We start from the raw sequence: 20,990 nt of genomic DNA on the forward strand, positions 1-20,990 counted from the left end.
AGCTCGTCGCCGAATGCGGAGGAAATCCGCGTCGGCAAGTCTTCAAGGGTGGGGCCCGAACCGCCGACGGAATCTGATAATCTCGCAAAAGTCTTAGGAGCTTTTGCGGGGGGCTCTCTTAAAGTTTGGACCGACTTTAAGCATTACGGGTTGACCTCTTTGTCTCTGTCTCCTCTTTGGGAAAATCACAGTACGGATTAATTTCATTAGACAAAAAGGTCTCAAAGTATGCTTTCACTTCTCATTTCAGCACTGGTCGCTACCACAATCGCTGGCGCCTTGATCGCTTCGCAGGTTAGTACGGGGATGACGGTCTTCTTAAGCACCGTCGGTTTCGTTGGCGCGTTTTTCCTGGTGGGTTTCCTGGTTCGCAAAAAGATGTCCAAGGTCCAGGACGAGCTTCAGGAGCGCATGCTAGCCGCTCAGAGGCGCATGAAAATGAAGGTGCAGCAGTTCCAGAACAAGCCCGGCGGGAACGTAAAGCAGATCCAACGCCAGCTCGAAGCGGATCAAAGGGCCATGTTCAGGGAGGGGCTTGAGCTCACCAAGGGGCTGGAACCGTTTCGCAAGTGGTCCTTGCTCACGGGCCGCCAGATTGCGACCATGCGCCTGCAGTTCCACTACCAGCTCAAGGAGTTCGAGCAGGTTGACGAGATCCTTGCTACCTGCGGTTTCCTAAGGGGCCCGATGATGATGGACCCCATGGCGGTGGCCATGAGGATGGCCCGCTGCTATAAGAACGATGACTTGGAGGGCGCGAAAAAGGTCTTCAAGCGCCGGATCAAGTGGTTTCGCGGTTCTCGCGGCACCTTGTTGTATGGATTGATGTCGTGGATCTACGTCAAGGCTGGCGAGCCGGACGAAGCCCGTCGGGTCTTGCTGAAGGCCAAGGAAGCCACCGGAGTCGAAACCTTTACCCGGAACTGGGAACACCTCTCCAACGATCGCGTGAAGAGCTTCTCCAACGCAGGTTTAGGGGACGAGTGGTACAGCCTTTACTTGGAAATCCCGCCCGTGCCCAAGCAGCAGCGGATGCGCGGCAATGGACGCGGTCCGCGCGGCTTCTAAAGTTTAGATCCGTAACGAGGATGGCGTCCCAATGGCGAGGGGACTTCGAGCTCCCGCTATCGTTGGCTGTCGATTCGTCGCGCGCGTTCCCTCCGCGCTGCGACCGCAAAGGGTAAGGATTGACACGTTATAAAGGAAAATCCGTCCACGGGCGAGGTGCGGCTAGAGCGTTTTTCGTTTTGTGTGATGAGGGAAACGCGGCGTGCCCGGCGGTCCCGCCCTACCTTATGCGAATGATCAAACGAAAAATGCTTTAGGGGCTGGGAGTGGCTTGCAGGCGGGCTAGGTAGGTTTTTGCCTCGGCGGGGATGGTTTGGGTTATCGTTTCGTCGATCCCGAGGGCGAGCGCGCGAGTAACGGCTCCCGCCTCTGGCGGCTCGGACCAGAAGCGAGCGGTGAGTTGGTAGCCGATCGTCTCGGCGCTGCTCGCAAATTGTATACGCAAGGCGGATACGTCGCCGTCGTTTAGGAATTCGAAGCTTGCGTCGGGTTGCTCGTGGCGATCGTTCGGGTTGGTCAGGGCGAGGTATTCGAGCGCGTTGGCGAAACCGTCGAAGTCTGGATCCGCTTGGGGAAGCAAATCCTCGCCGGCGAGTCCAGCGTTGGCTAGGAAGTCTTCCAGGGAGAGCACGACCTGTACGGCGACGGGATCGGAGCTGGCAAGTCCGGCGCGGTTGCTCACTTCGACGAGGTAGCTGCCGGAGTCGGCGAGGCTTACTTGGGGAATCTGCAGCAGTGGGCTGGTTTGCCCTGCGAGGAGATCCCCGTCCTTTTTCCACTGGTAGGAGAGTTCCTGGCCAGTTGCTTGCACGGCAAGCATCAGCGGCGAGCCGGTTCCGAGGCGAGCGGCTTGGGGGCCGCTGAGGATGTTAGGGGCCTCGAGCTGGGGGGCGGCTTGGATGGTTTCGATGGCGGCTCGGAATTCGGAGATTGGGTGGGTGGTGTCACCGTATCCAAGGCGCGAGTACGCGAGCTCCCATTGTTGGTGGCTAGGAGAATTTGCGACGCCGTTGATGATGGCGAAGATCGGTTGGCCGCTCGGTTGGAAGCGTCGAGCGAGGTTGGCGTCGAAGTCGTTCAGCACGAGCTGCATGCCATAGCGGTTGATGAATTGCTGGGTCAGGCTTGGAGAGGCGTCCTCGAGGTTGATGCCCACGTGCATTACGGGGACTCCGTTTTGGTTGCCGCCGCGAGATTTGTAGTATCCCACGATTCCCGTTTCGATCTGTTCGGCGGCGGCTTGGCAGAAGGGGCACCAGTAGGCGAACCACTCGAGAAAGACGATTTTTCCTTCGAAGTCGCTTAAGCTGACCGGTTGGTTGGTCGCTCGGTCGACGAGGCTGAAGTCTTCCACGATATCGCCGAGGCTGTACCGTTGAGCGGATACAGCGGGGGCTAAACTGCAGGCGATGAGAGCGAACAGGGCGAGGTGACTGGGGCTGGGGCGTGGACGCTTCATGCCTAGAATCGTTTTGCGAGGGCGAGCTGCAGGTTGAGCCAATCGGTGTCGCGGTAGAGGTTGCGGAAGAAGTCGACGTTGACGTTGTTTTCCTGGAAGTCTGAGTGGGAGTGGGTGAAGGCTAGCTTGGCGGACCAGTTTTGGCCGGTGTAGCGCAGTCCCAGGGCGAGTGAATCGTTGTCCAGCTCCGGGGCGGCGGTGGTGAAGAGCAGAGCGTTTTCTATCTCGCCGGTATCGGCGTAGCGTCGGGCTTGCAGGTAGAGGGCAAGAGGATCGCTGATTTGGTATTCGAGCGAAGTATCGAAGAAGTAGGCGTCGAACTGCGGCTTTTCGGTGGCGACTCCCAGCTTGTTTCGCCAGACGAAGCGATCCCCGAGGGCGGTATTGAAGGCGAGCTCTGCGGAGTAGCGGACTTCGCGGGCGCTGGTCTCGGTGGCGGTGAGAGCCATGCGGGCCCGCATGCGTTTGTTGAGGACGTTTTCGGTGACGAGGCTGAGGGAGGTGCTGGCGAGCACGAGTTCTCCGCGTCGAATACCGTCGAAATCGATTTCGTAGCCGGGAGAAACGTTGTCCTGTATTCGAGAAACGGTTACGGTTGCGATTCCGTTGGCGGGAAGGTATTCCCATTTAAGCCCGGCGCTAAGGCTGCTCGCGGATACTTGAGCATCGTGGTAGAGCTCGTATCCAGGAATGCCTTCGAGAGGCGAGAAGTGTTGGTCGAAGTAGGTGTCCAGCCAAAGGGCTCGGTAGTTGGAGAAACCGTCGCGGTAGCCGAGCCCGATCTTGAGGGTGAGGTTGTCTTCGAGCTGCTTGCTGGCGTTGAGGTTAAGGGAGTGGGCGCTTTCCTCGATGCGGACCGCTTGGCCGAGGAGGTCGAAGGACACGGGTTGGAAATCGAGCTCGTAGTCGCTACGGGAGATAGTGGTATCCAGATACCAACTTCCGGCGCTTTGCTCGGCGCGAAGGGTGAGGAGCGAAAGGGTGAACAGGTCGCTGTCCAGTACCTCGAGCGAGGATTCCAGCGAGTCCAAGGCGGGGGCGGCAGGAGCGAGGAAGCAGCAGATGCCAGCGAGAAAGGCGCCTGCGGCGGCGGTTGGTTGGGGAGCGTGCATTAGCGGCATGCGGAGCAGCCGGAGGCCTGGGCGCCGCCGGAGGTTTGGGAGCCGGGCTCGATTTGGGCGGTAAGGCTCGGGGTGGCAGTTTCGACCAAGGAATCGGAAAAGGTCATTCCCGGCTTGGAGAGGTGTTGCTGCTGGTAGGCGGGGACCGATTGGCAGCCGGCGAGGAGGGCGCAGGCGGCGAGCGGGCCGAGGTAGCGTAAGCGTGGCCAAAGGGATCGCATACGGCTAGGAGCGCCGCGAGGCGGCGTTTATTCCCGAAAAAGTTGAAGTTCCCCGGGGAAGTGGGCCGAAGGGCCTACTCGGCGGTTTCCTGCTCGGCCAGTTCAATGAGGAGTTCGGCGTAGAGGCGGGGCGAGTGATCTACGAAATAGGCGGAGGGAATTGCGGAGAAGTCCTTGCGCATCCAGTGTTCGGAGACGAGGCGCTTGAGGAATTCGCTATGTCCTTTGGCCCGTTCCGTCCAGGTTTCGAGCCCCGCAGGGTCGATGATGAGACTTCGTTCGGCGGTCAGGAAATAGGTGGATCCGATGTGTTCGTAGAAAGGGGGAGAGGGGAGTCGGGGCACGAGGTCGTTGTTGTTGACGATCCGAAAGAGCGGGAGGCTGGCTTGGCAGTGCCCGGCCAACTGGCGGCCGACGGTGCGTGGGGCCCCGAAGGTGTAGACGGCGTTGACGAGATCCGGATGCTCGATGGCGAACAAGGTGGCCAGGGCGCCGCCCATGCTGTGTCCGGTAATCCAAACCCGTTTGCCTGGATTTTCCTGGAGCCGTTCGTCGATCGACTGGCGAAGGTCGGAGCTTACCTGGGCGAGCGCTTCCACGAATCCGGAATGGGCGGTCCCGTGTTCGGTGAAGCTGGTTTGGTTGAACTTGGCGTCGGTCAGGTAGTCGGTCTGGTCGCCGGTCTCGGTGCCGCGGAAGGCGATTATGAGGTTGCCCTCGTTTTCCGCGAGGAAGGCGTAGGTTCCCAGTTGGTCGAAGGTTTGGCTATCGGAGAAGCCGGCTTCGGCTAGGCGTTCTTGGATGAAAGCGTCCTCTTTGACGTAGATGAGCAGGCTGCATTGGGCCAGTTGGGCGGCGATGGAGAGGGAGAACGCATCGGGCTCGGGAGTGTCGACCTGGCCGCAGGAGGCGAAGTAGGGGAAGCTGGTGTTAGGGGCGAAGAGGGCGGCGTGGGAGAGGTCCTGGGCCTTGGCTTTGAGGACGAGAGCGGCGAGAAGCGCGCAGAGCGCAAGGATCCGGGGAATGCGACGGGAACGAAAGGAGGCGAAGCAGGCGGGCACGGGAGGAGGAGGGGGAATAAATTTCAAGCTGGCGCATCTATTGCAGGGAAACGTGCGAATTAGAGACCGATGCGAGTGAAGAATTGTCAGGTAAAAACGGAGAACTTGGAAGCTAAGAGTTGCTCCTGGCCATCGAGTCGGGGGCCAGGCTGGCCGGTCGACGGCGCCCGCGACGATTTGTTGAAAGCCTTCGAGGCGATGGTTGGGCGCGCCCCGGATCGCCCGGCTCTGTACCTGAAGGATCCCCGCACCAAGCGTGGCGAGGCCTGGCGCTACTTGGCCCTGAGCTATTCGGACTTGAGGTGCGAGCGGGATGCGTGGGCGAAGCGGCTGCGAGGCTTGGGCGTGGGCCCGGAGGATCGGGTGCTGCTTTGGTTGCCCTGCGGCTTGGCGATGGTGGCGGCCAGCCATGCTCTGCTGCGAATGGGCGTAGAGGTGGGGCTGGCGGAGGAGTCGCTGGCGCTGTCCGCGGAGGAGGTACAGGAACAGTTTGCCCCCACGTGGGTGATCGTTTCGAGCGCCGTGGCGAAGCGAACGCGCCGCGCTTTAGCGGACAGGTGCGAGGTGCTGGAGATCGAGAGTCCCTTGATGCGGCTGGCGCCCGGAGTGAAGTCGAGCCAGCTCCCGAGCGAGCGTTGTCCTAGCTTGCGTTCCGACCTGGTTGCCTTTCGTCGAGATACGGCGGGCAGGGCGCGGGCAGTTCGGTTCGGTCCGACGCAGTTGGCGGCGATGATCGCGAGCTATCGTTCCTATCTGGGTATGGGAAGCGCGGATACGGAGGTCGTGCGAGATGCCTTGAGCAGCGTGCTTTGGCCGAGCTTGGGCGTGTGCGAGGTTTTTGCGGAAGCGGGGTTCGGCTTGGATCGGAAAACGGACTTTGGCGATTTGCCAGCGGTGGTGGAGGATTTGGGTGTGAACCGAATGCGGGGAACTGTGGCGGAATGGGATCGCTTCCTCGCGGCCTGCGAAGCGGGAGCGAAGACTCTGCCGCAGGTAGGCATTGTTTTTGTGGATACGGACGGGCGCTTGGACGCGGCTTGGATCGAGCGCTTGCACCGGGTTTTGCCGGCGGCAGAAATTTGGTCTCTTTTCGGACTCTATTTCGCTCCGGTGGTCGCGGTGCGTCGCTGGTTGGGCGACGGAGATAGCTGCGATCGGGAACGGTTGGGAGTTGGCTGTTTGCTGCCAGGCTTAGCAGCGGAGGTCGAGACGACGGATGCTTGCCCGGGTGGCAATGTCGGGGCCCTTCGCCTAAGTGGCCCGCTTTGCGGTTCCGTCGCAGCGGAGTGGTTGGAAACTGGATACATGGCGGAGCGGAGTGAGGAAGGAGAGCTGCTCCTCTGCGGTCGCTCGGACGATGTAGTGAAAGTTCCTTTTGGCGTCTTTCTGCCGGCACGGTGCGAAGCGGTTTTCCTGCGTCATGAAAATGTGGTGGAGACCCGCCTCATCGCCCTGAAGTCGAAGGCGGGGGCACGTCCTGCAATCGTGGTGGCGGTGAAGCCGGGAGCGTTGCCGAAGGATGAGCTGGCCGAGTCGAAGTTCAAGGCGGAGCTGTTGCAGCTCGGAGCAGAGGCGGAGGACACGAAGCTGATCTTGGACTTTTTCTTCGTGGAGCGAATTCCTAAGCTCTCGCGTGACGCTTTGGCCCGTCGCTACGGGATCCTGGCCCGAATTAAAGCGCTTTTTTAGGCAGTCTCTCAGCGTCGCACGGCGCTTACGAGCCAATCCCAAGAGTCGGCGTGATTGGAATTTGAATACTGGATTTTCAGCATTTCTTCGATGTCGAATTCATGCTCGGAGAGCAGGTATTTGAGTTCGTCGGCGAAGTAGTGCTTGGTGGGGAGGGAGTCAAGACGGTGGACGCCTTGCTGCAGGTCGGCGGCGGTGGCTCGGGAGGATTGGCCTTCTTCGAGGGCGTCCTCGCAGCTGTGTCCCTGGTCGATGAGTCCGTCGATGCGTTGGATGAGGTCCATCTGGATGGATTCGAGGGACGGCACGACCAGCAGGAGGGTGCCGCCGCTGGCGACTTGGTTGGTGACGCAGCGCCAGGCTCGCAGGCGCTCGTCGAGCGAGGGCATGATGAGGACGTTGACGCAGAGGGCGAAGTCGACCGGCTCGAAGGGCATGGGATCGGAGCTGAGATCGAGTCGGTTGTAGTTTACGTTTTGGAAGTCGGAGCAGCTTAGGCGGGTGGCTTCGACGCCGCCCGAGGAAAGGTCGCAGGCTTCGACGCTGGCGAAGGACTTGGCGAGGGTGGGGGTGAAGTGTCCGACGCCGCATCCGAGGTCGGCGGCGGTGGCGTTGGGATGGGCCTTGCCGTAGGCTTCGATGCGCTGGGTGACGAGGCCGAGTCGGTCATTTTCGAATACGCTGAGGACTTTGTTGGCGTAGTCTGCGGAGACGTCTTCCCATAGCTCGCGGTTCATCCGCGGTTGTTCGGGGGCAGGGGAAGAGTCGGGCATGCTGGCGTGGCTTGTGTGTTGCTTAGAGTCCGTATTTGGCGCGGATCTTTTGGTGGAGGGCGGCGTCTTCGAGCTCTTGTTCGGAGATTTCGTTGGCGTCGACTTCTGGCATGATGAGCTCGAAGAGGCGAGGTTCGATTTCGCCGTCGATGATGCGGCCGGCGGGCTTGGGGCGGGGTTCGGCGGGGAGGAAAACTTGCCAGGCGAATTCGTGTTCCTTGCTCAGCAGGGTGAGCATCTCGAGAAGGGCGAGGGTATCGACGGCGCCCATGAGCACGTCGTCGCGGTAGTCGATCTTGACGGGTTTGCCGTCGCTGCCGGTGAGGTAGCGGTGCATGAGCTTGGTGCTGCCGCTGAGGAGGTTTGCGTTCTTCGAGTCGGCCTGGAGGGCGAAGGGCTGATTCCACCAAGTGTGCTCTTTGGCGAGTTCGGCGGCTTCTTCGATAAGGGCGGCGACGTAGTCGTCGTCGAACTCGTCGAGGGTGGTGTAGCTGAGGGCGGGAAGCATGATGGAAGGCGGTGGAGCGGTGTTTGGCTAAAGGCGGAGGGCTTCGAGTTTAGGAAATGGGCTTTAGGCTGACGAGCTGGAAGACGACTTTTTCGAGTTCCTTGGAGGCGAGGAGGTCGACCTCGATGGTGAGGGCCCAGTCGTTTTGGTCTTCGGAGTCGATGAGCATTTGTTCTACGGTCCAGGTGCGGCGGTCGTCGGACTCGGTGATATGGGTGTGCTCCTTGTTGCGAGCGGCGGGATCGAGGCGTATCCAAGATCTGGTTTCGTAGAAGGCTTCCATGCGATTCTCCAGTTCGACGTCGAGCCACTTGGGAGTTTCGTCGTGGGTTTCGCTGAACAGGGGAGCGAGGTCGTAGGCTTCTTCGAGGTCCTTGTACTGGCCGGAGGCGAGTAGACTGATGAAGTTGAAGAGTTCGTTGCGTACGAGGCGGGTGAAGGCGGACTTGTCGCGAGTGATGTCGGCGGCTCGATCGCTGTCGGGGAGGGAATCGGCGTCGCCGGCGCTGGCGATGTAGTCGGGGTTGCGCATGAGCTCCCACTCGTCGATGAGGCTGGAGTCGACGTGGCGGAGCAGGTGTTCGAAGTAGATGATCATCTCGTCGACCTGGTCGTCGCGGAAACCTTCGGGGATGGTGTTTTCGAGGACGCGGTAGACATTGGTGATGTGGCGCAGCACGAGGCCTTCGGCGCGTTGCAAGCCGTAGAGGTTGATGTAGTCGGAGAAGCTGCTGTAGCGCTCGAACATCTCGCGGGCGATGGACTTGGGCTTGATGTTTTCGGAGCCGACCCAGGGGTGCTTGCGGGCGAATTCGTTGAAGGTTTCGTAGATGAAGTCGGCTTCCGGCTTGGGGTACTCCATTGCCTCCAGTTTTTCGATACGTTCGTCGTATTCGATGCCGTCGGCTTTCATCTCGGCCATCTTGTCGGTCTTAAGCTTGTCGAGCTGCTTGCGCAGGATGATGTCGGGGTTTTCGAGGATGGACTCGGCGAGGCTGAGGAGCTTGAGGGCGTAGTCGGGATCCTTCTCGTCCAGCAGGGCGAGGGTGTCGATGCAGTAAAGGGAGAGGGTTTGGTTGAGCGAGAAGTCGTCCTGCAGCTCGACGTTTACGGTGAGCTTTTGGCCGGTGGAGCCCGGCGGGGCGATTTCAATGATCTCGCGTTCGACGAGGGCGCGGAAGAGCTGGAAGGCTTTTTTTCGGAGGGCGGGCTTGGTTCCGGGCAGGTTGTGGGAGTCGTCGATGAGCTTTCGCATGGCCCGGCATCCGTCGCCTTCGCGGCTGAGCACGTTGAGCAGCATGCCGTGGGAGACTTGGAAGCGCGACTCCAGCGGCTCGGCGGGGGCGTTTTGCAGCTTGAGGTAGGTTTCCTCGTCCCACTGGACGTAGCCCTTGGCGGGCGGCTTCTTTTTGACCAGCTTCTTCTTTTTCTTGGCGTCGGTGCCGGCTCGGGCTTCGGCCCGCTTGTTTTCGATGACGTGTTCGGGAGCGAGGGCGACGACGTATCCATGATCGTCATACCCCTTGCGTCCGGCCCGGCCGGAGATTTGGTGGAAGTCGCGGGCGGAGAGGATGGAGGTCTTGCGTCCGCCGTACTTGCAGAGCTGGGTGAAGAGGACGGTGCGGATGGGCACGTTGACGCCGACGCCGAGGGTGTCGGTGCCGCAGATGAATTTGAGCAGTCCCTTTTGGGCGAACTTTTCGACGAGCACGCGGTACTTGGGCAGGAGTCCGGCATGGTGGAGTCCGATGCCGTTGAGGAGGAACTTCTTGATCTCCTTTCCGAAGGGGCTGGTGAAGGCGACGCCCTTGAGCTCTTCCTTGATGAAGGCTTTTTCCTCCTTGGAGCAGGCGTTGTAGCTGAGGAGATTTTGGGCGGTGTCGGAGGCGGCCCGCTGGGTGAAGTGCACGATGTAGCAGGGGAGCTTGTTTTGCTCCTTCAGCTTGTCGAGGGCTTCCACCATGGGGATTTCGAGGTAAGTGAACTCGAGGGGGACCGGTCGTTGTTTGCTGGATACAGTGACGCACTCGACTCCGGTGAGGTCTTCGAGGCCGCGGGAGAAGAAGGCGGTTTCGCCGAGGGTGGCGGAGATTAGAAGAAACTTCGCCTGGGGCAGGGTGAGCAAGGGAACTTGCCAGGCGACTCCGCGTTCGTGGTCCGAGTAGTAGTGGAACTCGTCCATGATGACGTCGTGGACCTTGGCCTTTTCGCCGTCGCGCAGGGCGATGTTGGAAAGGATCTCCGCGGTGCAGCAGAGGATGGGAGCGTTGCGGTTTACGGAGGCGTCGCCGGTCATCATGCCGACGTTTTCCGGACCGAAGTCGCGACAGAGGGCGAGGAACTTCTCGTTGACGAGGGCCTTGATGGGGCAGGTGTAGGCGGAGCGTCGCCCGAGCGAGGCCGAGTAGAAGTGCATGGCGGCGGCGACGAGGGACTTGCCGGAGCCGGTCGGGGTATTGAGGATGACGTGCTTGCCTGCGAAAATCTCCAGGATGGCCTCCTCCTGGGCGGGATAGAGCTCGATGCCTTTGACGGCGGTGTAGTCGAGGAATCGCTCCAGGAGTTCGTCTGGATCTTGGGTGTCGGTTGCTGGCTCGAGCGGAAAGGTCAAAGGATGGGATGGTTTGGGCTAGGCGTGCGGCGCGGATCGTGGTGGGCGCCGAGGCTCTTTTGCTTGGATGTGGAAGGGCGGAGCTTGCGGATGGCGAGGCGAAAGTGAAGAGGAAATATTCATAGGGACGCCTCCGCCGGCGCGACGTCTCGAGGGAGTCTATCCGACCGCAGACTCGGAGAGAATACCTCAAGGGGTATGCGTATGATAATTAGGTATTGACTCTTTGTTGGGTGAAAACAGGGATCTCGCCGTTCCAGTTGCTACGCTGGGATCGCATCAAACTACAAACCATGAAAACGATTAAAACCCTATTGATCGGAAGCGTCGCGTTGGCGGCTTCCGCGGTGTCAACATACGGCGAAGGCTTGCTTGGCCAGCGCTACGCAAGCTTGTCCTTGGGAACGGACGAGGACTTCAACGAGCTGGCGGTTTCCGTTGGTTTCAACACGAAGTTGAAGGATGGGCTCGACCTCTACTTCGAAGTCGGCGAAAGCGACGACGGCGACGTGGTTGCCGGCATGCTCGACCTGAAGTTCTACGGCGACGTGGGAACCGAGGAGAACTGGAAGGTGTATTTCGCGCCGATCGTTGGATACGCGTCGATCGACCTGACTCCTTGGTGGAACGAGCGGGAGCTTGTCTACGGCGTGGGAATCGGCTCCCAGTACGAGTTGGACGAGAAGAGCAACATCGACCTGACGCTCTCGTTTTTGGATACGCAAGACTATGGCGATCTAGGCGTAACTGGGACTTTCGAATACAACTACTGGCTGACGGAAAAGCTCAACGCAGGCGTTGGCGTCAGCTACAACACGGAAGTCGAAGAGACAGCGTTTCAGATTTCAGGTCGCTGGGCGTTTTAGTCCCAGCCCGATCGGGCGAGGTCTGATCGATACCTTTGCGCTTTGTATCTGAGTTAAGGGGAGACCACTGCGAGAAGCGGTGGTCTCTTTTTTGTTTCTCGGGGACCGGGTCGCACGGACGCTTTTCGCAGACTCAGTGGTCGTGGATCGAGGCGTTTCTCTGGGCCCGCTGTTCTTCAATCGCTTGTCGCCTGATGTCTCCAAATTCCAATGACTTCTGGTAGAATCGTTCAGCGTGCTGGATTGAGTTCTCGTATTCGTAGATGGTTCCGAGTTCGAAGAAGAGGCTCGATACGATGGGATCAGGGGCCTTTACGAAAACCAATCGTTCGCTCAGTTGGATCATGATCGCGTCGCGCGTTTTCATGCGTATCTGGGCGTTGCTCCAATCGAACTCTGCTGTGGAGACATAATGGTTTTGCAACCAGTCAGGATTCTTTTCGAGGGCGATTTTCGCATCGAGGATGGCGGAGTGCAGCCACTCCGAGCCTTGGTGGGAGCTCGGGTTTCGCTGGCGTCCGGTGGCGATCCACTTTTTCGCTTGCTTGAGCTTGCCGCTCAGTTCGTAGGCGGTGCCGATGTTGGTGGCGGTTTCGTATTTTCCGGGGTAGAGTTTTTCCTGCTTTTTGAGCGACTGGATCGCTTCTTCGTAGTCTCCGGTGAAAATGAGGGCTGCGGCGTATTCGTTAAGGATTTCGAAGGCGGGCGAACGGGATTGGGCGGGCTCGCGGACCTTGCGGAGTCGCTCTTGCCAGTAGTTGGGATTGTCCTTCAGGTCTAGGGACAGTTGGTGGTAGTCGGTGTCGGTGTTGACGTCGAAGTTGTTGGTATCGATGTCTTGGATACTGGGACCCTCGAGGCTGGGGAGGAGATCACTTGAATCTGTCAGCCAATCGCCGAGCTTTTCGTTCTGCTTGGCTGCAAACGCTTCGATCTTCGCTTCGACTTCGCTTTCGTCCATCCGAGTGTTGTCGATCAGGTCGAGAAAGTCGTGCAGGTGGCGGTGGGCGAGAACCTCTGCGTAGTGTTCGTCGCCGGGATTGACGCAGGCGAGCAGAGGGTTCGAGAGAGCAAAGGCAAGGGCGAGGATGGCGGTCTTTTGCATAGGGGTATTGGCTTCGGGTTGGTGAGCTGGATTGGAGTGTTTTTATAGCCTCGAGGTGAGGCCCTATTACGTCTGCCTATTCGAGAATTTGTCTTAGGATCCGCTCGACGCGACCTTGGGCGAACTGGGTGGCTTCCGGGAGGTCGAGCTTCTGGTAGGTTTTCTTGAGTTTGGTATAGCGCATGAGGTGGTCGGGCTGGGTGGCTTCGTGCAGCTTACGCAAGCAAACGGGGCAGAGGTGCAGGGGCGCCCGATCGGTTTCGCCGAGGTTGTTGGAACCGTTCATGAGGCAGTGGTAGTAGGTGCAGTGCTTCATGCCGTACATGTGTCCGATCTCGTGGGTCATGACCTTGAGGGCTCGTTCGAGATAGCGGTTTCCGTCCTTTTCGCGGTCGCCGTAGCGCGCGAAACTGAATACGCCCACGCTTTCGCGCAGGTTGGCGAGTCCGAAGACGAAGTTCCAGGAATCGTCGGGGTAGAGGTCCACGGTGGTGAAGGCGATCACTGCGTAAGCGTCGTCCGGTTTATTGAGGTCGAGGTCCTTGAGGATGTCGGCTCCATGGAGTTGCAGCTCGCCGGTGAAAGAGTTGGTTCGGCTGCGGATCTTTTGGGGATCGAAGGGTTTCGCTTGGAGCACCTTTACCTTCGTATTGAAAAAGGCGCTACAGTAGTAGCGTAGCAATTCGAGGTCGTCTGCGGCAAAGCTATCGGCTGCGAGGGGCTGGAGGTAGAGGTAGGGGTGTTCGCTGTCGGGGACGTTGTACCGGCCCGCTTGGAACTGAGCGAAGGTTTGTCCGGATTCGCGCTGGGAGGCAAGCCAGTCGATGGCTTGCGGTTGCGGGATGGGCAGGATGTCGGAGGTATCGAGGAACAGGGTACGGATTTCCGGCGGGATGCCCTCCGTTTCGCCCAGGGCTTGCGCGAGCTTGTGGTTGCTGGGCGGTACGATGGTGGGAGCGGCCAGGAGTGGGGTGGCTGCCGCGAGAAAGAGCAGGGGTAGGGCTTTCATGCTTTAAAGACTACACATGTAGTCTTGTCGGTCAAACGAGGTTGCGACTTTTCCTGTATTGGAGCGGAGGCTCGGGGCTAGAGGCTCCAGAGCAGGGTCGCGCTTCCGCGTTGCACGAGCCATTGGTCGTTGCTGGGGGAGAGCTCGCTGGAGGAGGCGTGGAAGGAGAGCTTCAGGTCTTCGGTTTCGGGCGAACCTGCCTTTTGCCAGCGCTTGGCCGCTCGGCGTAGGAGAACGAGGCAGGCTTCGTCGCCGTAGGCTTGCAGGCGGTCTTCGTTGAAGAGGATGAGGCTGTTTTGATCCGGATTGTGGATACCCCAGAACTCTTCGTCGAAGTCGAGTTCCTGGCTTGGCAGCAGGTAGGTTTGCTGGCAGTCGAAGACGAGCTTGGCGAACTCGATGAAGGCGGGGATTGCGGTACCCGGTATTTTTATGTCGTCCCAGCTCAATTCCGCGGCGTGCGGAAGCCCGACATCCGAGATCTGCAGGGCTTGGTGCTCGGGAAGCTTGCTGGAACCGGTGACGGGGACGAAGCTGCAGTGGAAGTGTAGTTGGCTTTCGAAGACGCCCTTGCCGGACTTTTTGAGCAGGCAGAGCAGGTCGTAGTTGGGTTGGGCCTTGAGGACGAAGAGGAGGAGGCCTTGGTCCTTGATTTGCTCGAAGAAGCAAGCGGGCAGCTCCCAGGCGCTGGCGGTGAAGACGCCGCGGTCGAACTGCTCGGAGCGATCGGTTCCCAGACTGGCGTCGCCGGCGCTGAAATCGACTTGCGAAAGGCCGAGTTGGGCAAGGCTTTGCTGGGCGTTATGGACGAGGGATTCGATGATTTCGATGCTTTTGACCTTGCCGCTGGGGCCCACCAATCGGGCCATGAGGGCGGCGTTCCAGCCGCTTCCGCCGCCGAGCTCGATCACGCTGTGCCCTTCCTCGAGTTCCAGGAGATCGAGCATGTAGAGTACGAGCGAGGGTTGGGACACGGTGGAGAGGGAGCGTCCGTTTTCGTCGCGGTAGATGCAGAGCGGGTGGTCGGAGTACAGCTCGGGGATGTGGTCGCGGATGGGGGCCTCGGCGAGGTCGACCCATTGGCGGCTTTGGGAGGAGTAGAAGCGCGGGGCGAAGCGGTGCCGCGGCGTTTTGAGGAAGGCGCGGCGGATGGCTTTGGGGATGCGTCCGCGTTCGAAAAAGCGTTCGCTTGCGAAAAGCAGGTTTGCTTGGTGCTCTGCTACTAGTGGGGCGTCTTTTTCGCTTAGATCCTTCACGGGAGGGACGCTAGGAAGCGGTGGTTGCGAGGCGACAAAAAAGAGCGCCGGGCGAGGTGGCAATGGGAGCTAGCAATAAAGGCTAGACCAAGGCGCCGTGGCTATGGGGCAGCTCGATGGCGATATGCAGCTGGCGAGCGAGTTCCTCGAGGGTTTCGCCGGAAGCCGGCAAGGCTCGCAGGAGCCGGGCTCGGTTTTTGGCGACCCAAGGATCGGCGCTGTCGCTCGGGATGCTGGATCCATGGAGCTGGGTCAGGCGTTTCCAGTTGGCGATCATTTGCCGGCCGAGCTCGTCGAGCTGTTGGTGGCGGACGCGCGGTTCGTCCTCTTCGGTTCGCAGCAAGGTTTGGGCGAGCTGTTCCGCTTCTTGGATACCGAGGTTGAGGCCGAGGCTGCCTAGCGGGGAGAAGGAGCGGGCGGAGTCGCCGAGGAAAAATACGTTTCCGCTGCGGGGCGTTTTGAGGTAGCGTTTTTCGTAAGGAACGGCGGCTCGGTCTCGCAGCTTGTTGACGTATCCTATGTTCCAGGGGACGCGTTCCTTGACGAGTTGGTTGAAGTGTTCTTCGTCGAGGTAGTCGGGCAGCTCGTTGGGGTCCTGCAGGAATTCCCGTTCCTTTTCGCGGTTGCGGGACGGCAGGGTGAGGCCGCTGTACTGGAACTGGAGTCGAGCGATTCCTTCCGCGATCGGTTGCTGCCCGGTAGACAGTCCCTTCTTAATGCTCAGGAAGCAGGTATGGTCGGGATCGCGGTCCGTCTCGAACTCGAAGCTTACGAAGTATTGGCTTTCGCCCAGCTTGTGGGTTTCCAGTCCGGCGACGCGGCGTAGGATGGAATTGTATCCATCGGCGGCGACGAGGGTTTTGGCTTGGAAGTGTATCGACTTTACAATGACGCGTTCCATGTGGGAAATGGCGTATCCGGTGCCGCGGTCCGAGTAGCGGTCGGCGGTGATATGTAGGGCGCTGCCGTCGGCTTCGTATTCCGAGACGCGATGGTTCCACAGGACGTGGATGCCGGCTTCGCCTAGTTCGTCTTCGAGAATGGCTTCCAGCTCGAACTGGGGAATGCTGAGGGCGAAGGGGAAGGCGTAGGGGTGCAGGTCCAGCCGAACGGACTGGCGGTGGCTGAGCTCGTCGTAGATGGATACCTTCTGGATGGGATAGCCTGCTTCGATGATGCGGTGGGCGATGCCCAGCCGTTGCAGGACGGCTAGGGTTTCGGGGTGGAGGATGGTTGCCTGGCTGCTGGTGCAGCTGCGGGGGGCGGAATCGAGGATGGTAACGTCGTCGCCTCCGTCGGCTAAAGCCAGGGCTGCGATCATGCCGCAGGGGCCGGCTCCAACGACCAGTGTTTCTACGCTTTTTTTGCCGAACATGGGGTCCTACTTTCTAGTCTAAGAGTTACAGGTGCGCGGCTGGCTCGGAACCTCTGGTAAAAATCTCATCGGACGGGCGTTCCGAGGAGTCGCGGCATCGTTTGATGCATCCATAAGGTATCCGGTATTGGGAAAAGGGCAAGCGGGGCGGAGCGATGCTGGGCGATGCATCGCTTTGTTTAATGGAGCGGATAAGGAGGGTTCCGGGGGTAGCCGGACGGTTCGCGAAACAAGGTTTGTCGCGGCGGCGAAAAGGGCTTTGCATAGGGACCATGTCCGAACCCGAGGTAACGCCAGAGCATTGGTCCAAATTTCGCGAGCGCTGTCGCTTGATCATCTTTCGTTCCACGCGTTTCGAGGAGAAGTTTTTCGATGTGGCGCTGATTTTGGCGATCATTGCCAGCGTGGTTACGGTGATGCTGGCCAGCGTGCAATCGATCCGGCTGGAGTACGGGAGTTTGCTCTACGGCATCGAATGGGCGTTTACGGGGCTTTTCACGCTCGAGTACTTCATCCGGATCTATGTATCGAAAAAGCCCTTACGGTATGTCTTCAGCTTTTTTGGAGTGGTGGACTTGCTGTCGATCTTGCCGACCTACATCGACCTGATCTTTCCGGGCGCCCATTACCTGATGCTTTTCCGGGCCCTGAGGGTGCTGCGCGTCTTCCGAGTCTTGAAGATGGTGCAGTTCGTGGGGGAGGCGAACCAGCTCTATGCGGCGATCAAGGCCAGCATGCGCAAGATCATCGTGTTCGTGATGGCGGTGTTGACGATGGTGCTGATTTTGGGGTCGATCATGTACTTGATCGAAGGTCCGGAGCATGGGTTTACCAGCATTCCCAAGAGCGTGTACTGGGCGATCGTGACGCTGACGACGGTGGGCTACGGAGATATTTCGCCGCAGACTCCCATGGGTCAGATGTTCGCTTCGATCATCATGATCACGGGTTACGGGGTGATCGCGGTGCCGACGGGCATCGTAACGGCGGAGCTGACCATGGCGACGACGCTCGAGAAGAACGATCGCATTTGCCGCAACTGCGGGGAGACCGGGCACAAGTTCTCGGCCAAGTATTGCCGTAACTGCGGCGAGCCGCTGTAGGGGCTGGCCTTTTTGCGGGGCTCTGGATTCTCCGTGGCCGCGGGCTGAAGCTCCGGGCTGCGGGAGCTTACTTGGCGGTCCAGATGCGGAGGGTGCGCAGGAGGTAGGACTCGAGCACGGCTTCGGTTTTCATGTTGAGGCGAAGCAGGTTGGTGGAGTCTTCGAGGGCTTCGACGGACTCGATAAGCTTTTGCGGGACGGTGGTGTCGTCGAAGAGCTTCTTGCGGGCAAGGGTTTCGGTGGCGTTTTCCATGGCGGCGAGGAAGTCTTGCCGTATGGAAATGCTGATACGGGACTCGAGGGCGATGCGCTCGTCGTCCTTCATGTCTTCGGGCAGGTGCTTGGACTGGCTCTTCCAGGCTTCCTTTCCGAGGTCGGCGATGATGGCGCTGAAGCGTTCGACGAGCGAGTAGGCGCCGATGATGAAGTGGGGGATGCTGCGCTTGCCGCCGGGGCCGCCGGCGAGCAGGTCTTCGAGCCACTTCATGTAGGCTTCGAGCCAGGCTTGGGCCTTGGGGTCGTCGAAGGTATGGGCGGCGGTGGGGAGGCGGAAGAGTTGGCAGCGGCTGCGGATGGTGGCCAGCAGGGAGTGCGGGCGGGTGGTGAGCAGCAGGATGGTGGTATTGAGGGGCGGTTCCTCGAGGGTTTTGAGGAAGGCGTTGGCGGCGCTGGTGTTGAAGCGGTCGACCTCGAAGATCATGGCCACCTTGCGTTCGCCGGCCTGGGGCGAGTGCTGGATGTTGCGGATGGCTTCGCGGGTGTCGTCGACGGAGATGATGCGCGACTTCTTGGAAGGGCGCAGGGTGAAGACGTCCGGGTGGCGGAAGAGCTTTTCCTCCAGCTCGTCGCCGCGGGCCTGCACGCCGAGCAGGCGAGCGGAGAGCTCGGTGGCGAAGCGTTCGACGACGGTAAGGTTTTGTCCGTGGATGAGGAGGGCGTGGGCGAGACGGTTCTCGGCGATGGCCCGGTCGATGAGGGCTTGCGGATCTGTAGGCGCGGTGGCTTCGGTCACGGTCGGGAAAGGGTGGCGTTGCGAGGGATCCGTCTTCGGGAAAGGCGGGCCACCTTCGGGTGTCTAGAGATTGTCGAGGGCGGTTTTCAGGATTTCCTCTTGGTTGTCGGCGAGGGGGCGGGTGCCGTCGATGACGTGGAAGCGTTCCGGCATGGAGCCGGCAAGCAGCAGGTAGCCTTCGCGAACCTTTTTGTAGAAGGCGCTGTTTTCCTCTTCCATGCGGTCGGGGATGTCGGTGGCCCGGCGCTTGACGCGGCGCATGGATTCTTCGTGCGGCACGTCGAGGATGAAGGTGAGGTCGGGGGTGACGGGGCCGACGGCGAACTGGTTGATGTAGGAGACCGGGTCGCTGGCGATGCTGCGGGCGGCGCCTTGGTAGACGGTGGTGGAGTCGAGGAAGCGGTCGCAGATGACGACGCAGCCCTTTTGCAAGGAGGGCAGGATGAGCTCGCGCACGAGTTGGGCCCGAGCGGCTCCGAAGAGGAGCAGCTCGGTTTCGGGAGTCATGGCTCTGCCGGCGGAGCTATGGATGAGCAGGTGGCGAATTTCTTCCCCGATTTCGGTACCGCCCGGTTCTCTGGTGACGACGACTTCGTGGCCCATGCCGAGCAGCTCTTCGGCGAGGAGCTCGATCTGGGTGGACTTGCCGCTGCCTTCAGGGCCTTCGAAGGTGAAGAATTTACCGGGGTAGGAATTCGTTTTGCTCATAATCGGTTGGGACTATTTCCAGTCGCGGAGGAAGGACTCGATATTGTCTAGGTTCGGGCTGACGGCGGTGCGCACGTAGTAGCCGGAGAAGCAGACGCCGACGGTGAGGCAGGCTTCGGGGGAGAGGCCGAGCTGCTGGCCGGTCATGAAGCCAGCGTTGAAGTGGTCGCCGGCGCCGGTGGTGATTTTCGGGTTCTTAACGTAGGGGCCTTCCACGCACCATTCGCCGTCCTTGGTGGCGCAAGCGGCGCGTTCCTTCGGGTGCACGACGACCATCTTGAGGCCGAGCTCGCGGCGGATCTTGGCGGCCATGCGCTTGAGGGAGTCGGAGTCGTCGCCGCTTTCGTCGATGTTGAAGGCTTCGCTGACTTGCTGGCCTTCGGCGAGGTTGAGGCCAAGCACGGCGTTGCCGTGGTTCTGGAACTTGGAGATGACCTTGAGGGCGGCCAGGAGGTCGGAGGTGGAGCGCTTTTCGGGGTCGGCCAGGTCGAAGAAGAAGGAGCGTCCGCCGTCGAGGGGCGGGAGGTTGGGCAGGGCTTTGGCGAGCAGGTCCTCGAAGATCTGGGTCATGTTGGGGATCATGGTCCAGTTGACGAGGGAGACGAGGGAGGCGCGGGAGAGCTCGTCGAGCAGGGCGCCTTCGCCCATGGCGTCCACGATGGCATCGTAGGTGATGTCTTCGAGGTACTTGGTGATGCCCATCATGATCTTGCCGTCGGTGAACTCGATGGCGTTGGTGAGGCCCGGTTCGGAGATGGACACGGAGTTGGTCTTTTCGGAGAACTCTTGGAAGACGGGGTGGATGTTTGGCTTGCCGAGGGAGCCGATGTAGCGGAGGGGGAAGCCGGCCGACACGAGGGCGTTTGCCATGATGGGACCGTTGCCGCCGAGCTTTTCCATGCGGGGGAACATCTCGATGTTGGCGCTCTTGCCGGAGGCGGCGGAGATGCGGGAACCGAAGTCGGAAATGGTCTCGAGTCGGGTGAAGCTTTCGCCGGCGCCGCTGCGCTTGTCGACCAGGTGAAGGATTGTATCCACAAATCCATCCAGACCGACCACGACGCGCTTGCCCGCCTGGTTGTTGCGATTTTCCGATAGTTCCTGAAGAGCTCTTTGACGGTAGTCCATATAATAGAGGGGGAGAGAAAGGCCTGAAGAAAGCGTCGGGCGATGGCCAGCGCAATAGAATTTGTCGCTTGCCGCCGGTTGTAATGGCAGGGGGCGCGGCAGGTATTTTTTGGAGGAGTCGAAAATTTGTTGAACGTATTGCGTCGCTCGCGTTCAAAGGGGTGTCGGAATGTATCCGGCTGGTCCCATTTTTGCCTAAATCGAAATCTCTAACGCCGTGCTATTAGCCCAATCCGCGAGCCTTTTCACCTACTTTAGCCAGAGCAACCTGGCCGGAAAATTCATCATCGTAGCCCTCGCGTTCTTCAGCGTGTGCGCTTGGGCGGTGATGATCGGAAAGTATTGGGAGCTGAAAAAGTTTCGCCTGCTCAACCTCGGCTTCGAGCACAATTTGCACCGGCAGAGCTCGGTGCTGAATCCTCCGGCCAGCTTCAAGGCGCCGCGCCAGGTTCCCTACGCGGCGCTTTATCTCGACGCAGTGGATGCCTACCACCGTATCCAGGCCAAGGATGGGGAGTCCGACGAGCAACTGCGTTCCGCCCGCGTGGAGCACGTGGAGAACGCCTTGCAGCGAGCCTTGGCGAACAAGACCTTGAGCTACGAGTCGAGCATGGTGTTCCTCGCGACCATCGTTTCCGGGGCGCCGTTTTTCGGCCTGCTCGGTACGGTTTGGGGGGTGATGGACGCCTTCGGTTCCATGGGCTTGCAGGCGAACGCGACCTTGCAGAATCTCGCCCCGGGCGTATCGGGCGCCTTGCTGACCACGGTGGCGGGTCTTTGCGTGGCGATCCCTTCGGTCTTCGGCTACAACTTCCTCCTGTCGCGTACCAAGATTTTGGTTACGGAGCTAGAGAACTTCGCGAGCGCCTTGGCGGACGTGATCGAACTGGAGAGCCGCTAAGGGGACCTGAGGATCG

At 60.1% G+C, this 20,990-nt stretch carries 19 protein-coding genes; 5 read left to right on the forward strand and 14 right to left on the reverse strand.

Annotation, left to right across the window (positions count from 1 at the left end):
* Positions 1 to 228: 228 nt before the first annotated feature.
* A complete protein-coding gene (locus tag QEH57_RS05810) occupies positions 229 to 1,068 on the forward strand; it encodes a hypothetical protein (RefSeq protein WP_309005747.1) in 840 nt (279 codons plus the stop codon).
* A 253-nt stretch (positions 1,069 to 1,321) separates the two neighbouring features.
* Here QEH57_RS05810 and QEH57_RS05815 read toward each other — a convergent pair whose 3' ends face one another.
* From QEH57_RS05815 to QEH57_RS05830, 4 genes are all read right to left on the reverse strand, one after another.
* Positions 1,322 to 2,527: a redoxin domain-containing protein gene (locus QEH57_RS05815; protein WP_309005748.1), complete on the reverse strand. Its 1,206-nt coding sequence runs from the start codon at positions 2,525 to 2,527 to the stop codon at positions 1,322 to 1,324.
* A 2-nt stretch (positions 2,528 to 2,529) separates the two neighbouring features.
* Positions 2,530 to 3,648, reverse strand: coding sequence for a hypothetical protein (locus tag QEH57_RS05820; RefSeq protein ID WP_309005749.1), 1,119 nt, complete (start codon positions 3,646 to 3,648; stop codon positions 2,530 to 2,532).
* A complete protein-coding gene (locus tag QEH57_RS05825; RefSeq protein WP_309005750.1) occupies positions 3,639 to 3,869 on the reverse strand; it encodes a hypothetical protein in 231 nt (76 codons plus the stop codon). The genes QEH57_RS05820 and QEH57_RS05825 overlap by 10 nt, the downstream gene beginning before the upstream one ends.
* A gap of 74 nt (positions 3,870 to 3,943) precedes the next feature.
* The gene (locus QEH57_RS05830; RefSeq protein ID WP_309005751.1) at positions 3,944 to 4,957 is read right to left on the reverse strand and encodes a lipase family protein; all 1,014 of its coding nucleotides are present in this window, start codon (positions 4,955 to 4,957) and stop codon (positions 3,944 to 3,946) included.
* A gap of 78 nt (positions 4,958 to 5,035) precedes the next feature.
* Here QEH57_RS05830 and QEH57_RS05835 point away from each other — a divergent pair, with 78 nt between their 5' ends.
* A complete protein-coding gene (locus QEH57_RS05835) occupies positions 5,036 to 6,619 on the forward strand; it encodes a class I adenylate-forming enzyme family protein (protein ID WP_309005752.1) in 1,584 nt (527 codons plus the stop codon).
* An 8-nt stretch (positions 6,620 to 6,627) separates the two neighbouring features.
* Here the strand turns inward: QEH57_RS05835 and QEH57_RS05840 are convergent, their stop codons facing one another.
* The 3 genes from QEH57_RS05840 to QEH57_RS05850 are packed head-to-tail and all read right to left on the reverse strand — an operon-like array spanning position 6,628 to position 10,511.
* Positions 6,628 to 7,392: a class I SAM-dependent methyltransferase gene (locus tag QEH57_RS05840; protein WP_309005753.1), complete on the reverse strand. Its 765-nt coding sequence runs from the start codon at positions 7,390 to 7,392 to the stop codon at positions 6,628 to 6,630.
* Between the two features lie 22 nt (positions 7,393 to 7,414).
* Positions 7,415 to 7,900 (reverse strand): hypothetical protein, encoded by a 486-nt coding sequence (locus QEH57_RS05845; protein WP_309005754.1) that lies wholly within the window; start codon positions 7,898 to 7,900, stop codon positions 7,415 to 7,417.
* Between the two features lie 49 nt (positions 7,901 to 7,949).
* The gene (locus tag QEH57_RS05850) at positions 7,950 to 10,511 is read right to left on the reverse strand and encodes a DUF3516 domain-containing protein (protein WP_309005755.1); all 2,562 of its coding nucleotides are present in this window, start codon (positions 10,509 to 10,511) and stop codon (positions 7,950 to 7,952) included.
* A gap of 293 nt (positions 10,512 to 10,804) precedes the next feature.
* Here QEH57_RS05850 and QEH57_RS05855 point away from each other — a divergent pair, with 293 nt between their 5' ends.
* Complete coding sequence (locus QEH57_RS05855) at positions 10,805 to 11,377, forward strand: hypothetical protein (RefSeq protein ID WP_309005756.1); 573 nt, start codon at positions 10,805 to 10,807, stop codon at positions 11,375 to 11,377.
* Positions 11,378 to 11,510: 133 nt separating this feature from the next.
* Here the strand turns inward: QEH57_RS05855 and QEH57_RS05860 are convergent, their stop codons facing one another.
* The 4 genes from QEH57_RS05860 to QEH57_RS05875 all read right to left on the reverse strand — a co-directional run bounded on the left by QEH57_RS05860 (position 11,511) and on the right by QEH57_RS05875 (position 16,122).
* Positions 11,511 to 12,482, reverse strand: a complete 972-nt coding sequence (locus tag QEH57_RS05860) for a hypothetical protein (protein WP_309005757.1) — start codon at positions 12,480 to 12,482, stop codon at positions 11,511 to 11,513.
* Between the two features lie 76 nt (positions 12,483 to 12,558).
* On the reverse strand, positions 12,559 to 13,491 hold the full coding sequence (locus QEH57_RS05865; RefSeq protein ID WP_309005758.1) for an archaemetzincin: 933 nt from the start codon (positions 13,489 to 13,491) through the stop codon (positions 12,559 to 12,561).
* 77 nt (positions 13,492 to 13,568) lie between these two features.
* Positions 13,569 to 14,747, reverse strand: coding sequence for a protein-L-isoaspartate O-methyltransferase (locus tag QEH57_RS05870; RefSeq protein WP_309005759.1), 1,179 nt, complete (start codon positions 14,745 to 14,747; stop codon positions 13,569 to 13,571).
* Positions 14,748 to 14,829: 82 nt separating this feature from the next.
* On the reverse strand, positions 14,830 to 16,122 hold the full coding sequence (locus QEH57_RS05875; RefSeq protein WP_309005760.1) for an NAD(P)/FAD-dependent oxidoreductase: 1,293 nt from the start codon (positions 16,120 to 16,122) through the stop codon (positions 14,830 to 14,832).
* A gap of 272 nt (positions 16,123 to 16,394) precedes the next feature.
* Between QEH57_RS05875 and QEH57_RS05880 the strand changes: the two genes are divergently transcribed.
* On the forward strand, positions 16,395 to 17,225 hold the full coding sequence (locus tag QEH57_RS05880; protein WP_309005761.1) for an ion transporter: 831 nt from the start codon (positions 16,395 to 16,397) through the stop codon (positions 17,223 to 17,225).
* Between the two features lie 67 nt (positions 17,226 to 17,292).
* On the opposite strand, the gene QEH57_RS05885 is transcribed toward QEH57_RS05880, so the two are convergent.
* The 3 genes from QEH57_RS05885 to QEH57_RS05895 all read right to left on the reverse strand — a co-directional run bounded on the left by QEH57_RS05885 (position 17,293) and on the right by QEH57_RS05895 (position 20,073).
* Positions 17,293 to 18,237: a hypothetical protein gene (locus QEH57_RS05885; protein WP_309005762.1), complete on the reverse strand. Its 945-nt coding sequence runs from the start codon at positions 18,235 to 18,237 to the stop codon at positions 17,293 to 17,295.
* Positions 18,238 to 18,300: 63 nt separating this feature from the next.
* Positions 18,301 to 18,945 carry a dTMP kinase gene (tmk, locus tag QEH57_RS05890; protein WP_309005763.1) on the reverse strand — a complete coding sequence of 215 codons (645 nt, stop codon included), beginning with the start codon at positions 18,943 to 18,945 and terminating at the stop codon, positions 18,301 to 18,303.
* A 12-nt stretch (positions 18,946 to 18,957) separates the two neighbouring features.
* Positions 18,958 to 20,073 carry a carbohydrate kinase family protein gene (locus tag QEH57_RS05895; RefSeq protein ID WP_309005764.1) on the reverse strand — a complete coding sequence of 372 codons (1,116 nt, stop codon included), beginning with the start codon at positions 20,071 to 20,073 and terminating at the stop codon, positions 18,958 to 18,960.
* 217 nt (positions 20,074 to 20,290) lie between these two features.
* On the opposite strand from QEH57_RS05895, the gene QEH57_RS05900 reads away from it, so the two are divergent.
* Positions 20,291 to 20,974: a MotA/TolQ/ExbB proton channel family protein gene (locus QEH57_RS05900; RefSeq protein ID WP_309005765.1), complete on the forward strand. Its 684-nt coding sequence runs from the start codon at positions 20,291 to 20,293 to the stop codon at positions 20,972 to 20,974.
* Positions 20,975 to 20,990 lie beyond the last annotated feature (16 nt).

This window comes from Pelagicoccus sp. SDUM812005 (genome assembly GCF_031127875.1).
GTDB lineage: Bacteria > Verrucomicrobiota > Verrucomicrobiia > Opitutales > Opitutaceae > Pelagicoccus.

Bases quoted from the DNA above. Each gene is read 5' to 3' on its own strand.
- QEH57_RS05825 (WP_309005750.1), bottom strand. From the start codon at position 3,869: ATGCGATCCCTTTGGCCACGCTTACGCTACCTCGGCCCGCTCGCCGCC.
- QEH57_RS05895 (WP_309005764.1), bottom strand. From the start codon at position 20,073: ATGGACTACCGTCAAAGAGCTCTTCAGGAACTATCGGAAAATCGCAAC.
- QEH57_RS05840 (WP_309005753.1), bottom strand. From the start codon at position 7,392: ATGCCCGACTCTTCCCCTGCCCCCGAACAACCGCGGATGAACCGCGAG.
- QEH57_RS05820 (WP_309005749.1), bottom strand. From the start codon at position 3,648: ATGCCGCTAATGCACGCTCCCCAACCAACCGCCGCCGCAGGCGCCTTT.
- QEH57_RS05865 (WP_309005758.1), bottom strand. From the start codon at position 13,491: ATGAAAGCCCTACCCCTGCTCTTTCTCGCGGCAGCCACCCCACTCCTG.
- tmk (WP_309005763.1), bottom strand. From the start codon at position 18,945: ATGAGCAAAACGAATTCCTACCCCGGTAAATTCTTCACCTTCGAAGGC.
- QEH57_RS05875 (WP_309005760.1), bottom strand. From the start codon at position 16,122: ATGTTCGGCAAAAAAAGCGTAGAAACACTGGTCGTTGGAGCCGGCCCC.
- QEH57_RS05880 (WP_309005761.1), top strand. From the start codon at position 16,395: ATGTCCGAACCCGAGGTAACGCCAGAGCATTGGTCCAAATTTCGCGAG.
- QEH57_RS05815 (WP_309005748.1), bottom strand. From the start codon at position 2,527: ATGAAGCGTCCACGCCCCAGCCCCAGTCACCTCGCCCTGTTCGCTCTC.
- QEH57_RS05845 (WP_309005754.1), bottom strand. From the start codon at position 7,900: ATGCTTCCCGCCCTCAGCTACACCACCCTCGACGAGTTCGACGACGAC.
- QEH57_RS05810 (WP_309005747.1), top strand. From the start codon at position 229: ATGCTTTCACTTCTCATTTCAGCACTGGTCGCTACCACAATCGCTGGC.
- QEH57_RS05855 (WP_309005756.1), top strand. From the start codon at position 10,805: ATGAAAACGATTAAAACCCTATTGATCGGAAGCGTCGCGTTGGCGGCT.
- QEH57_RS05860 (WP_309005757.1), bottom strand. From the start codon at position 12,482: ATGCAAAAGACCGCCATCCTCGCCCTTGCCTTTGCTCTCTCGAACCCT.